Genomic DNA, 12,180 nt, shown 5'->3' with positions numbered 1-12,180 from the left:
GCATGGCTGTCTCGGTGCTCAGCGCTCGGCTCCGTCGCGCTGGGCACCGTTGCGGGCCACGGCATCGGCCAACGCGTGTCCGGGCTGGTAGTCCGCCAGCACCGAACGCGGCGCGGACTCGGCGGCCTGCTCCCAGGAACCGTTGCCGGTCATCTCCCGCGCCTGCTGCTGGTTGCGCCATTCCATGTCGCTGATCGCGGCGACACCGTGGGCCTGGTCGTCGCGGACGCGGTCGGCGTAGCGGCGCATATAGTCCGGTTCGTTCAACCAGTCGTGAACCGCGTCATTCAAGCCCCACCAGGCTTGGCCCAGTTCGTCTTCGCGGCCCGACCACCGCGCGTCGATCCCGCGGGCCTGGCTCAACAGCAGATACCTTTGTTCTTCGGGTTCAGCCCACGCGGTTCGCTGCAGCGCTTCGACGCGAGCGAAATCCGCGCGCATCAAGACCTCGTGCGGGTCGGTGATCTTGGTGGCGTACTGGTTGATGAACGGGTCATCGAGATCGTCGGCGTGGCTCATCGCTGCATCCCTTCCCGGTCGCGTCCGTTGCGGGCCACGGCATCGGCCAACGCGTGGCCGGGCTGGTAATCCGCCAGCGGGGAACGCGGCGCCGACTCGCTGCCCGATTCGGTCGCCTCGCGGGTGTGGGTGCGTGCCTGCTCGGCTTGGCGCTCCGGGCTGCCGAAACGCTGCTCGGCCGGGGTGCGGTCGGCGAGCTTGCGCACCGCCTCATCCCGCTCGAAACGCAACTGGTCCCGCTCGGCACTCACCTCGGTCAGCTGCCGCGTCAGCCGGGCGTTGTTATCGGCCAGTTCGCTGTTGTGCTCGATCGACAAATGCAGCCGGGCCTTCAACGAATCCCGCTCCGCGCGTGGCGGCTCCTGATCGCTGTCCGTGCGGGCTTGTCCAGCGGGCCGCTCGTGTTGACCGGCCAGGGCTTTCTCCCGCGCGGCCAGCGACGCCCACACCGCGCGGTGTTCTCCGCTGTGGGAGTAGATCGGCGCCCGATCGTCGCGGGTGTCCCAGGTCTGCGCATGCGCGGCCACGCCGAAGGTGAGCATCAAGTCCGGGTTGCTGCGCATCCACGCCGTCGCGGCCTGCTCGCTACCGAACGACTTCGACCTGCTCGCGGTGACCCCGTTGCGGTCGGTCCACCCGACCACTGCCCGGAACCGAGCCGGGTCCTCCACCACGCGTTCCTGCTGGTTCCTGATCTCGTCGGCCTGGCGGGCGTCGGCCTCGTGCCACTGCAGCGCAGCCACCGTGTCCCGGTGACGCACCGCGGCGGTCTCGCGGGCCACGTGCGCCCGATACCGCAGTGCCTCAATGCCTTTCACCTTGTGGGCGCGGTTGAACAACTTGCCTGTCTCGAACTCCGGGAACGCTGTGGCCGCGTCCAGGCCGTCGAGACCGATGCCTTTCTCAACCTCGCTCAGGTGCGGGTTGCTCAGCAACAGATCCCGCATATCGGCCCGATGCCGCGCCAGCACCTGCTGATCACGAAAACGGCGGGAGTGGTCGACGGTCGGGTCGTTCGCGCGCTGCGACACCGCCAGCGCATGCACCCGGTACTTGTCGACGGCCTGCTCGGAATACACCAGATGCCGTTGCCGGGCGGCGGACTGCTCGCGGGCCTCCTGGCGGGTGATCAGACTGATCTCACGCCGCGCGCGGCGGCGTTCCAGCCAATTCGACGCCTGCGCGTAGTGACGCATCGCCGCCCGCATCGAGGCACTGAATTTGCGTGCCTCGGCGACGAGTTCGTCTTCGACACTGCGATCGGACATGTCAGTTCTCCTTCTTCGTGGTGGAACGGAACGGGTGAGTGATGAGGACGAAGGCCTGCAGGTAGTCATGCGCCACAGCCGCCTGGGCGGTGGTCGCGAAGGGAATTTCGGTGTGATGCATGGGATTTCCTTCCAATCGGGTGTTACTGGGGCTCGGCGGGTTATGCCGACTTCTTCGGGATTTCGAACAGCGCGGGCTGATCGAGGGCGTCACGGCGGCGGCGAGCGATGCTCGGGGTTGCGGAGGTGTGCGCGAGGCTGGTCAGGACTTTCAGCCGCCACTGACACGCGTAGGTGAGGCAGTTCGCGCAGTTCTTGTGCCCTGTGCAGCCGGGCAGCGGTTTCTGTTCGCGGCGGGCGTTGAACGACCACGCCATCGAATCCGCGGATTCGAGCAAGTCCCCGTATTGGGTGAGTCCGGAAGTCTTGACCCCAAAACCGTGCAGTGCCATGGAGGGCACTTCCCGGCTCAGTGCGGCCATGATCGCGGCGGCTTCGCTGGTGCCTTGGCGTCGGCACACCGACCCGACTCCGACGATCGGTTCCGCAGCCAGGTCCACGCCTGCGTCCGCGTATTGCTGGGCGTTCCGCACATAGTCAGCGAGGTCGAACCCTTGGAGCACAGGCGCGAACGGCAGTGCTTCGTCCAGTGCCCGCAGTTCGAGGTAGCTCCCGACCGTGCGCGCCTGGTGCTCGGCAATGGTGAGGCCGGTCTTGGCGGTAATGAACGGTTCGCACATCCAGTCCTGGATGGCCGCCCAATCGAGGCCGCCGATCTCCTGGGCGTAGCGGCGTACCCGGGCGGCGTACTCACGCGGTGACGGCCCAGCAGCCCAGGTGCCGTGCACGCTGAGCATCGAGAACCCACCCGAGTCCAGCGCGAACCGCCCGATTGCCCGCGGCAACGTCCGGTACCCGCACAGCCGTACATCGGAGATGAACAGCGGTACCGCCGTCTGACGTAACCAACCTGGTTGATGGGTGCCGAGATAGAACCTCATGCCGCACAACTCCCGTTACTCTGCGGCGGGTTCGGTGTTCGGGCGGGTGCGGTTCTTCTCGTAGCGGGCGCGGCGATGCGCCAGCTGCTCGACGTGACGTTTGATCCAGGCGCCGGCATCAGCGATGGCGTAGGCGAGCATCCGAACGGTCTCGACCGCGCCCGGTCGTCCGGCGCAGTGCCACCACGCGAACGCCGCCAAAGCGAGCACATACAAGGCCAGCGGGCCAGGCAAAGGCAGCACGGCGACCGCGGTTGTCCCCACCGCTGTGGCCGCGACGGCCGGTCCCCAGATCCGCAGTCCGTCACGGGTTTTGGTGATCCGGGAGACGTGCGGGGCGACAGCGCGGCCCACGGTGCCGCCGTCCGGAACGACCGGCACCAGCTGGGCCGCGAGTTTCTGCGCGGCGCTGCCCTCCATGTCCACGCTGAGCGCGTCGAGTATCTGCTGTTCGTGGGCTTGCTCGGCGGCGCTACGCCCGCCCAGCTCTTCGCCGTGGTCTTCGGGTTCGATCGGGGAAGCCATTTGTTTGTAACTCCTTGTCGTGTCAGTGGTTTCAGGCCGGTCGGCGCTTGGGCAGGTCGATCACCGGCGCCAAACGGGTGTCGTCGGTGTCGGATTCGGGGTCGGACATCGCGGCGATGCCGGGCAGCGGGCGCAGCCGCTCGAGCTCGTCGTCATCGAGCGGGCTCACCCGGCCCCAGCGGGCGCGGCCGCCAGCGACCTGCACCACGTCGCCTTTGGCCATGGCGCGCAGCCGGTTCGGCGGAATCAGGAACTGATCGGAGGACTGGATGTTGCCCTCGTCGCCATCGCGGTTACCGCCGACGAGCTTGTGGGACAGCTCGAACTTCGGGCGGGTGCCATAGATCTTGGCCAGGGTCTCCGGGTCGGTGGAACGGCCCAACAGCGAGCCACCCGAGGCGGCCGAGACCAAAGCTGTGCGGTTGTCGTCGTCGTGACCCAAGCCCTGCCAGGACTGGGCGATCCACCACGACCCGATGCCGGCCTTCCTGAGCCGCTCGACCCACTTCACTGCGCGGGTCTTGCCATCGGACACCGCACTGAATTCGTCCACGACCATCAGCGACGTGCGGCCGTGCTGCTTGTCGGCCAGCTGCTCGAACATCGTTCCCAGCGCACCGAACTGAGCGCGGGCACGGTCCGGGGTCTTCACGCCCTCCAGGACGATGTAGATGACGTCGAAGTCGGTCAGTTCCTTGTCGCCGTCGAACGCCGACCCCAGCGACCGGTACAGGTTGGCGAACTCGGCGCGAGCGGAGTTCATGACCGGCTGTTTGCCGTCGATGGTGGAGGCGATCTCCATGTCCACGCCCATCACCCCCGACCACGGCGTGACTCCGGCTTGGCCGCCCCACAGCTTCGACAGCTTCTCCACGTCGAACCGTGACAGGAACTCCAGCCACGACCGTGGCGGGTTGTGCCCGATCGGGGTCGCCACGCCGTCGATCACCTCGACCCGCGCAGGGGCGTCCACGATGAGGTGGATCAGGGTCTCGCGGATCTCGTGGAAATACCGCTCGGTGTCCGTGGTCGGTGTCGAACCGCCCGAGATCATCGCCGACAGGATCGAGCGCAGGTCATCGACGGTCGCGTTCCACATGCCCAGCGACACCTCATCGGGAAAGACACCGATGCGCTCAGCCCGAACACCCAGACCGCGGAACCACTTCCGCATCCGGGCCGCGACCTTGCGCGACTCCGGACCGCCGTTGCAGTCCACCACGATCACCAACGGCCGACCCGGACGATCCAGCCGCCACCACTGCCGATGCCGCATCCACGTGGTAACGAACCACGACACCAACACCCGCACCATCAACGTCGTCTTGCCCGACCCGCTCGAGGCCACCGAGGTCATGTGCTCGGCCACGTTGATCCACGGCAGAATCAACCGGGTCTCGCTGCGGCCCACCAGTTGACGTAGCACCGAGGACGGCGGCGCCTGATCGGTCTCGACCGCCAAGCGCCCGATCACCAACTCCGGATTGAGCCCACCGGTCGTGAATGGCAGGCGCCGACGCGACAACCGTGCCGCGGCACGCTGCTCGCGCTGGGCTTGGGCCCACAACGCCCGCTCGGTGCGAGCCGGGGACTTCAACCCGACCGTGGCCAGCTGCACGCGCCGGTTGGTGTGGGCGATGGTCGCGGTCAACCACGCCACGGGAATCAACAGCGGCGCCATACCCAGCAGACCACCGACACACTGACCGGCCATGAAATCGGTTGCGGCCTGGGCGAAGTCACGGACCGGGGCGAACACATCCCACGCCCACAACGCCGCAGCACCGGGCATGGCCAGCACACTGGCCAGCAGCCAGTTCCGCAGCCGCTGCGGCTTCCAGCCCAGCATCGTCGCGGGAACCAGGATCGCCACCGCGCCGATCAGAACGGTCACCAGGACCGCCGCACCCAACAGGGCACCATCGCCCACGCTGTCCCACGTCCACGACGAAAAGTCCGGCAACCAACCCAGCGGGTCATGATGCAACCCGATCGGCGGCATCTTCGGCTCGACATGAATCCCCGGCTCCGGTGTCGGCGTCGCGGTCGGGGAAGCGGCCGGCGTCGGAGCGTACGGCGCGCAGTCGGCCGGGGTAATCATCGGAGTGCAGGTCATGATCAGACCGCCTTTCCATCGTTGTGGTCTGTGACCTGGGTGTCTTCGTGATCAGCGGCACCGCCCGCGATCACCCGGAGCCCGGGTCGCGGAACAGGCGAGGACTCGGCCCGCTTCTCGGCCAGCAGTACGTCCAGATCGGTGAGGGTCAACTTCGGCCCGCCCGACAGATCCAGACCGGCCGCAGCAGTTCGGATCACGTTCTTGGTCGCCTCACCGCGGCAGTAGAACTTCAGGCCCGCGCAGTTGGCGCGTCCAGCCACATGCAGCGCTTGTGTCACGGAAGTGCGTGCCGCGCCAATGCTTTTCGCGGTCAGCTCGACCTCGACCGCCCACAAATCACCAGCAGCGGTGACGTAACGGCCATCATGGATATGCGGACGCGGCTGGCCAGCCTTGAGCAGACCAACCTCGGAACGCAGCTGCCGTTCGGAAATCCAGCGGTCCAGATCCAGGCCGGTCAGCGCCAACCGCAGCTCCAGTACCGCGAGGGTGTGGGCGGCCATCATGGGTGTGGGCACCCAGTGGCGCACCGATCGACCCAATAAGGCCTCGCACGCCGACTTCGTCGGGTAAACCCACACCGACCCAGGAACCGGGCGCACACGGTTGTCGCTGATCATGCGAGCCGCTTCCCACCGCGCCACAATCCGATACGCCCACGAACGGCTCACACCGAGCATCTGCGCCACTAATTCCAGTGGCGCGCCGTACATCTCGGCCAGAATTGTCAGCACCACCATGTCGCGCGGCGAAAAACGAATGCTCATCGATCCATCCCCTCTCGTTCGGCGCCACGCGCGAGCGAGTCAGCCAAGGCGCTGCCTGTGGCCTCGTAACCCGCGAGAGCGCTGGTGGATGTGTTCCAGCCCGGACCCGGATCCCCGGCCTGCTCGAACTCGGCACGGTCGATGCCGCGTCGCTCCGCGGCACGCAACTGGTGCTCGCGGGTGGCCTTCGCCAGTGCGGCAAGTTGTGCCGGTGATGCCTCCCGTTTTGCGGCGGCGAGGTTGATGTCGTACAGGTACGCTGTCAACGGCTCCCCAGCCCTTCGCGGACGCTGCACCTTGCCTGCGACGTCCTGCCCATTCGGGCGCAAACCATCTGCAGCCAACTGGCGACGAGTCCGCAAATGCGAAGGTGCGCAACGCCACCGATAAACCGGGATACCGCCCTCGGTCGGCTGCTCGGTCATCACCGCCACCCCGCAGGCGTCGGAATATCCTGCGGCGGAACACAACCCAACTCCTGGGCATGCGCTACCTGGTCATGACGGCACACATTCGGCGACGGCACGTAATCCTGGTAATCGATCCACGCCTTCCCACAAGCCGCCAACGCGATCAACAAACCGAACAGCAGCAGCCCGAGCCGCAACAGCGGCGGCAACAGCCCAAACAACTGCCCACCCGCCCGAGCGACCTGAGCATCGGTCTTCACCACCGGCCCGATCACCGCTCAGCCCCGTCCCGCTCATCCCGCTCACGACCATTGACCAGGTCCGCGAGCGTGCGCCCTGTGACCGTGGCGGAGCCGGAGATAGGCGCGGTCGTCCCAGCGGACTGATCTCGCTCCGGCTGCGGGTACTCGCGAACCTTCTCCGCCAGCTCACGAGCCGGATGCAAGTGGAACTTCGCCGTGCCGGCCATATCCTTGACCGCATCGCCAAGCCGGATCGCGGTGTATTCGACATTGATGCGGCCGTACTCCTCGACCGGCCTCCGATCGGCGCTTGGCGGCGGATTGTTGTACCGCTCCGCGTGCGGCTCCAGCGCCGCATAGCGCGCCTGCAAGGCGATCGTGCGCTGCCGCAATCGCTCCTGTGCCTGGATGATCGAATCCAACTCATCCAGCAAATCGACCGGATCATGGAACGGCTCGTTCATCGCCGCACCCCCATCCGCGGACGAAATCGCCACACAGCCACCAGGACTAGAAGAACCACCGTGACCCCGACAACCGCAGGATTCGTCAGCACTACATAGCCGACCGCCACAGCAGCGACGGCGAATCCAAATGTGCGGACACGCATTACGCTGCCCTTCCCGTTCGCGCACCGAGCAGGGCCGACAGCTTGGCGCGAGCTGTCGCGGACAGCGGCGGCGCCTGAGCGACGATTTCCTCGATGTACTCATCGATGGACCGCAGATCCATGCGTCGACCGGACTTCGTTCTGAACGAGCGCGTTTCGTCAAATTTCGGGGCGCTCATGCCGCACCGCCGACCTCAATCGGGCGCACCAGGGCAGCGACTTCACCACGGCTCACATACAGCTTGCGCGGCCCGCGCCGATACGCCGTCAGCATTCCGCGGCTGATCCATCGCCGAATGGTTGTCGGATGAACGTCGTCAGCGACCCGTGCTGCGTCCCGCAGGCTGATCAAGTCGTCCGGCAGGTTGCCGATTTCCACGGAATCAATCACCAGCGTCCTCCTCGTTGCATTTCCAAACTTGTTGACACACACCGAGATTCGCTGAGATATAGGGGACGACATCACTACATAGCAGGACTTGTATGGACGTCTTTGTACGAGTAGACTCGTCCCAAGACGTCCCAGGAGGGTCTAATGCCGAACGATCGTTTACGTGATGCGCTGCTTCGCAACGGGCTCGACATCGCCGACGTCGCAGACAAAACCGGTGTCGACGCAAAGACCGTCGAACGATGGATCACGAAGGGAAGGACGCCGTACCCACGGCACCGTCACACGATCGCCGCCCTTGTTCGCGAGTCGGAGAACTACCTGTGGCCCGACGCAGTTCCCCTCGAGCGGCGGGTCGAAGCGGCAGAATCAGAAGTCGTCAAGATCTATCCGCATCGGAATTCAATTCCGACGGATTTATGGATCCGCCTTTTGGAGAACTCGACCGATCAAATCGATGTGTTGGTCCTCGCGGGACTTTTCTTGGCAGAAGAGCCAGCATTCACGCGGATCATCCGACGGAAGACACGCGAAGGCATGAAAGTTCGTATGTTATTCGGCCGACCCACGGCACCAGAAGCGGACAAGCGGAGCGCCGAAGAACGACTCGCGAGCGGCACTGTGGGAGCGCGAATCAAGAACGCGTTGGCACTGATAGAACCACTCGCCGAACTCGATGGCGTAGAAGTCCGCTACCACGACACGACTCTCTACAACTCCATCTTCCGGTTCGATGATGAAATGATCGTAAATGCACATGTCTACGGGTTTCCGGGCGCGCACGCGCCCGCGCTGCATCTTCATCGACTACCTGCCGGTGACCTGTTCGAGACCTATACGACCAGCTTCGAGCACGTATGGGCAGGTGCACAACCTGCTGACTTCACGGAGAGTCGCTAATGGCGAGAATCGACTATTTTCACGATCCAAATGCCCCTACCCCAAACAGCATCAAAGTAGCTGTGAGCGCGCTTGTTCGTGATGACCTCGGTCGAATATTGATGATTCATCGAACCGATAATGACAAGTACTCGATACCCGGCGGTGGACTCGAAGCGGGCGAAACTATCGCGGAAGCAGTCATCCGAGAGGTAAAAGAGGAGACCGGAATTGATGTCCAAGTAACCGGTTTGATCGGCGTGTTCTCAAACCCCGAACACGTCATCGCATACGATGACGGGGAGGTTCGCCAGGAATTCTCGATTTGCTTTTATGCGGACCCTATCGGTGGATATCTCCAAACAAGCAATGAATCGAAAGAGGTCAAATGGGTTGCACCCGATGATCTTTCAGCACTCGACATCCACCCTTCAATCACTCTCCGGATCAAACAGGGCCTCAACCAAGATCCTGCCCCGTACTACACGTGACCAATACGGCGCGACGGTAACCTGCTCAGCAGTCCCTCGGTACGCTCGACCGCGCCCAACAGTTCCGGACTAGCCTCGGTAACCGATTGAGCGACAACATGATCCGGACCGTATCTCTCGCAGACCTCGGACAATCGACTACGCACATCGGTCGATTCACCGGTTGGAGTCGTTGTCATATCAGCCCACCACAGGGCGTCACGCAGCGGCGTCTGCTCGTCCGGCCATTCGATATCGATGCCCCGCTGACGTGCCTCGATCCGAGCGCACGAGTGGTGCGCGACAAGCGCGCACAAACGGGCAGGCGCGCGTTGCGCGCTGAGAAACGCCGCGCCGTCGACAGCGTGGCAGCCAGTCCGCGCAATCTCTGGTGCGTAGCCAAGGTCGTGTACCCAAGCCGACGCGATCAGCATGGCGGAGTCGTCGACCACGTCAACCGCCCATTTAGCCTGCCGAACCACGCCCTGCACGTGCTTCCATCGTCGCGGCAGCGCCACAAGGTATGTCCGCGCCAACTGCTCGGCCCAGCTTGAAATATCCCCGCTCATACGGTCTACGGTAGTCATGAGCTGGTCAGCTCACGACACCTTCATGACATGTCTGCCACTGATCAGCGCTTCGAATCTGAGGGTATTCCGGTGCGGAACTCACCCGCGTTTCACTCGTCCATCATCGCGCGGTACGGCGTGTCGCCGAACATCCGGACCCGTTCTGTCACGACTCCCGAATCCTGCCCCTGCGCCAGCAGCGCCAGCGCGCGAATGACCAGCGCGCAACAGACGAATCCGATGAGCACCGCGACCGTGACAGCCGACATGACGATCCTTTCACCAACCAATAGGAACCCGGGTTGCGCTGACATCCCCCGCATCGCCGGTCGATGAATTTCTACTCCCGTATCGGCCGTCTATCTGGATCTTTACGGTGTGTTGACGGGTTGCCCGGCTACCTTGACGGCATCCTTTCACCCAGTGCCCGCGCCATACCCGTAAACGAAGTGTCAATGCTCATCAATGGTCCGCCAAGAACCCGTAAACAAGCTCCGCACGAGCTCGAATGACCGCTTTACTCACCCTGTCGCGCTCCATGCCGGAAGCGCCCATGGAGGTTGTGTAAAAAATGTCTGTCGTGGTGTTCACGGTGCTCACCGTGGCGATCTTCGCGCTGCTGGGTCTGGTCCAGCGTGGGGTGGAAAAGCTGTGATCGCGAACCTGATCGGTCTAGCTCTGGCCGTCCTTGTCGCGATCTACATGGTCGCGGCTCTTCTTTTTCCCGAGAGGTTCTAGGTGAACACGACCACCGCGGGGATCGCCTTCTTGGCGGCCCTGATCATCGCGTTGGCCCTGGTGCATGTGCCGCTCGGCGACTACATGTTCCGGGTCTATAACGCCACCAAGCACTCGCGCGCGGAGCGGGTCATCTACAAGGCCATCGGCGTGCACCCCGAGGTCGAGCAGACCTGGGCCGTGTATGCCCGCAGCGTGCTGGCGTTCTCCGCGGTCAGTGTGCTGTTCCTGTTCTTCTTCCAACTGATCCAGGGCAAACTGCCCCTACACCTGCACGATCCGGGCACCGAGATGACGCCCGCGCTGGCGTGGAACACCGCCGTCAGCTTCGTCACCAATACCAACTGGCAAAACTACTCCGGCGAATCGACCCAGGGCCACCTGGTGCAGATGGCCGGACTCGCGGTGCAGAACTTCGTCTCCGCGGCCGTCGGCATCGCGGTGGCGGTCGCGCTGGTGCGTGGTTTCGCCCGCAGGCATACCGGCGATCTCGGCAACTTCTGGGTGGACCTGGTGCGCGGCACCATTCGCATCCTGCTGCCGATCTCGTTCGTCTTCGCCATCGTGCTCATCTCCGGTGGCGCGATCCAGAACTTCCACCTGCACGACCAGATCGCCCAAACCCTCAACGGCACCGAGCAGACCATCACCGGCGGTCCGGTGGCCAGCCAAGAGGCGATCAAGGAGCTCGGCACCAACGGCGGCGGCTTCTACAACGCCAACTCCGCCCACCCCTTCGAAAACCCGACCACCTGGACCAACTGGGTCGAAATCTTCCTGCTACTGGTGATCAGCTTCTCACTGCCACGCACCTTCGGCCGCATGGTCGGCAACAAAAAGCAGGGCTACGCCATCGTGGCGGTCATGGGCACGATCGCGCTGATCAGCGTCACCTTGCAGAACTTCTTCCAACTCCAGCACCACGGCACCGTCCCGACCGCGATCGGCGCATCCCTCGAGGGTGTCGAAACCCGTTTCGGCGTGGCCGATTCCGCCACGTTCGCGACCGCGACCACCTTGACCTCGACCGGTGCGGTGGACTCGTTCCACGACTCCTACACCAGCCTCGGCGGCCTGATGACGATGTTCAATATGCAGTTGGGTGAGGTCGCGCCCGGCGGTACCGGTTCGGGCCTGTACGGCATGCTCATCCTCGCGGTGATCACCGTCTTCGTCGCGGGTCTGATGGTCGGCCGCACACCGGAATATCTCGGCAAGAAGATAACACCACGCGAAATCAAGCTCGCCGCTTCATATTTCCTGATCAGTCCGCTGATCGTATTGGTTGGTACGGCGGCCGCCATGGCAATGCCCGGTCAGCGCGCGGGAATGCTCAATTCCGGGCCGCATGGGCTCTCGGAAGTGTTGTACGCCTTCACCTCCGCGGCCAACAACAACGGCTCGGCCTTCGCCGGTCTGACCGGCAATACCGAGTGGTACAACACCGCCCTCGGCCTGGCCATGGTGTTCGGCCGCTTCCTGCCGATCATTTTCGTACTGGCGCTCGCCGGTTCGCTCGCCCAGCAGGGGCAGACTCCCGAGTCGATCGGCACGTTGCCGACGCACCGGCCGCAATTCGTCGGCATGGTCGTCGGTGTCACGGTGATCCTGGTCGCGCTGACCTTCCTACCCGCACTCGCACTCGGGCCGCTCGCCGAAGGAATCCACTGAA

17 protein-coding genes are annotated in these 12,180 nt (G+C 64.3%); 4 read left to right on the top strand and 13 right to left on the bottom strand.

The annotated features are described in order from the left end of the window. Positions 1-18 precede the first annotated feature (18 nt). The 11 genes from ACW2Q0_RS13280 to ACW2Q0_RS13230 form a co-directional block, all read right to left on the bottom strand. Complete coding sequence (locus ACW2Q0_RS13280; RefSeq protein WP_457189746.1) at positions 19-519, bottom strand: hypothetical protein; 501 nt, start codon at positions 517-519, stop codon at positions 19-21. Continuing rightward, positions 516-1,787, bottom strand: coding sequence for a hypothetical protein (locus ACW2Q0_RS13275; RefSeq protein ID WP_457189744.1), 1,272 nt, complete (start codon positions 1,785-1,787; stop codon positions 516-518). Before ACW2Q0_RS13275 ends, ACW2Q0_RS13280 begins: the two co-directional genes overlap by 4 nt. Positions 1,788-1,948: 161 nt before the next feature. Next, entirely contained in the window at positions 1,949-2,788 is an 840-nt protein-coding gene (locus tag ACW2Q0_RS13270) for a deazapurine DNA modification protein DpdA family protein (RefSeq protein ID WP_457189742.1), read from the bottom strand. Between the two features lie 15 nt (positions 2,789-2,803). Next, a complete protein-coding gene (locus ACW2Q0_RS13265) occupies positions 2,804-3,313 on the bottom strand; it encodes a hypothetical protein (protein ID WP_457189740.1) in 510 nt (169 codons plus the stop codon). A 31-nt stretch (positions 3,314-3,344) separates the two neighbouring features. Continuing rightward, the gene (locus tag ACW2Q0_RS13260; RefSeq protein ID WP_457189738.1) at positions 3,345-5,429 is read right to left on the bottom strand and encodes a hypothetical protein; all 2,085 of its coding nucleotides are present in this window, start codon (positions 5,427-5,429) and stop codon (positions 3,345-3,347) included. A 2-nt stretch (positions 5,430-5,431) separates the two neighbouring features. Then, positions 5,432-6,199, bottom strand: coding sequence for a hypothetical protein (locus ACW2Q0_RS13255; RefSeq protein ID WP_457189736.1), 768 nt, complete (start codon positions 6,197-6,199; stop codon positions 5,432-5,434). Beyond that, positions 6,196-6,624: an RRQRL motif-containing zinc-binding protein gene (locus tag ACW2Q0_RS13250; RefSeq protein ID WP_457189734.1), complete on the bottom strand. Its 429-nt coding sequence runs from the start codon at positions 6,622-6,624 to the stop codon at positions 6,196-6,198. Before ACW2Q0_RS13250 ends, ACW2Q0_RS13255 begins: the two co-directional genes overlap by 4 nt. After that, positions 6,624-6,884, bottom strand: a complete 261-nt coding sequence (locus ACW2Q0_RS13245; RefSeq protein ID WP_457189732.1) for a hypothetical protein — start codon at positions 6,882-6,884, stop codon at positions 6,624-6,626. The genes ACW2Q0_RS13250 and ACW2Q0_RS13245 overlap by 1 nt, the downstream gene beginning before the upstream one ends. Continuing rightward, a complete protein-coding gene (locus ACW2Q0_RS13240) occupies positions 6,881-7,315 on the bottom strand; it encodes a hypothetical protein (RefSeq protein WP_457189730.1) in 435 nt (144 codons plus the stop codon). Before ACW2Q0_RS13240 ends, ACW2Q0_RS13245 begins: the two co-directional genes overlap by 4 nt. A gap of 145 nt (positions 7,316-7,460) precedes the next feature. Further along, positions 7,461-7,583 (bottom strand): hypothetical protein, encoded by a 123-nt coding sequence (locus ACW2Q0_RS13235; protein WP_457189728.1) that lies wholly within the window; start codon positions 7,581-7,583, stop codon positions 7,461-7,463. A 53-nt stretch (positions 7,584-7,636) separates the two neighbouring features. Next, complete coding sequence (locus ACW2Q0_RS13230; protein WP_457189726.1) at positions 7,637-7,852, bottom strand: hypothetical protein; 216 nt, start codon at positions 7,850-7,852, stop codon at positions 7,637-7,639. 144 nt (positions 7,853-7,996) lie between these two features. Here ACW2Q0_RS13230 and ACW2Q0_RS13225 point away from each other — a divergent pair, with 144 nt between their 5' ends. Both ACW2Q0_RS13225 and ACW2Q0_RS13220 read left to right on the top strand, forming a co-directional pair. After that, positions 7,997-8,752, top strand: a complete 756-nt coding sequence (locus ACW2Q0_RS13225; RefSeq protein WP_457189724.1) for a helix-turn-helix domain-containing protein — start codon at positions 7,997-7,999, stop codon at positions 8,750-8,752. Then, positions 8,752-9,222 (top strand): NUDIX hydrolase, encoded by a 471-nt coding sequence (locus ACW2Q0_RS13220; RefSeq protein ID WP_457189722.1) that lies wholly within the window; start codon positions 8,752-8,754, stop codon positions 9,220-9,222. Before ACW2Q0_RS13225 ends, ACW2Q0_RS13220 begins: the two co-directional genes overlap by 1 nt. On the opposite strand, the gene ACW2Q0_RS13215 is transcribed toward ACW2Q0_RS13220, so the two are convergent. Both ACW2Q0_RS13215 and ACW2Q0_RS13210 read right to left on the bottom strand, forming a co-directional pair. Next, entirely contained in the window at positions 9,213-9,788 is a 576-nt protein-coding gene (locus ACW2Q0_RS13215) for an HD domain-containing protein (RefSeq protein WP_457189720.1), read from the bottom strand. The genes ACW2Q0_RS13220 and ACW2Q0_RS13215 overlap by 10 nt on opposite strands. Positions 9,789-9,880: 92 nt before the next feature. Continuing rightward, positions 9,881-10,039 (bottom strand): hypothetical protein, encoded by a 159-nt coding sequence (locus ACW2Q0_RS13210; RefSeq protein WP_457189718.1) that lies wholly within the window; start codon positions 10,037-10,039, stop codon positions 9,881-9,883. 196 nt (positions 10,040-10,235) lie between these two features. Here ACW2Q0_RS13210 and ACW2Q0_RS13205 point away from each other — a divergent pair, with 196 nt between their 5' ends. Further along, a complete protein-coding gene (locus ACW2Q0_RS13205) occupies positions 10,236-10,508 on the top strand; it encodes a potassium-transporting ATPase subunit F (protein WP_457189716.1) in 273 nt (90 codons plus the stop codon). Continuing rightward, positions 10,509-12,179, top strand: a complete 1,671-nt coding sequence (kdpA, locus tag ACW2Q0_RS13200; protein ID WP_457189714.1) for a potassium-transporting ATPase subunit KdpA — start codon at positions 10,509-10,511, stop codon at positions 12,177-12,179. Position 12,180: the final 1 nt, after the last annotated feature.

It is taken from the genome of Nocardia citri, assembly GCF_054065835.1.
This window is presented reverse-complemented; position numbering and strand designations above follow the sequence as displayed.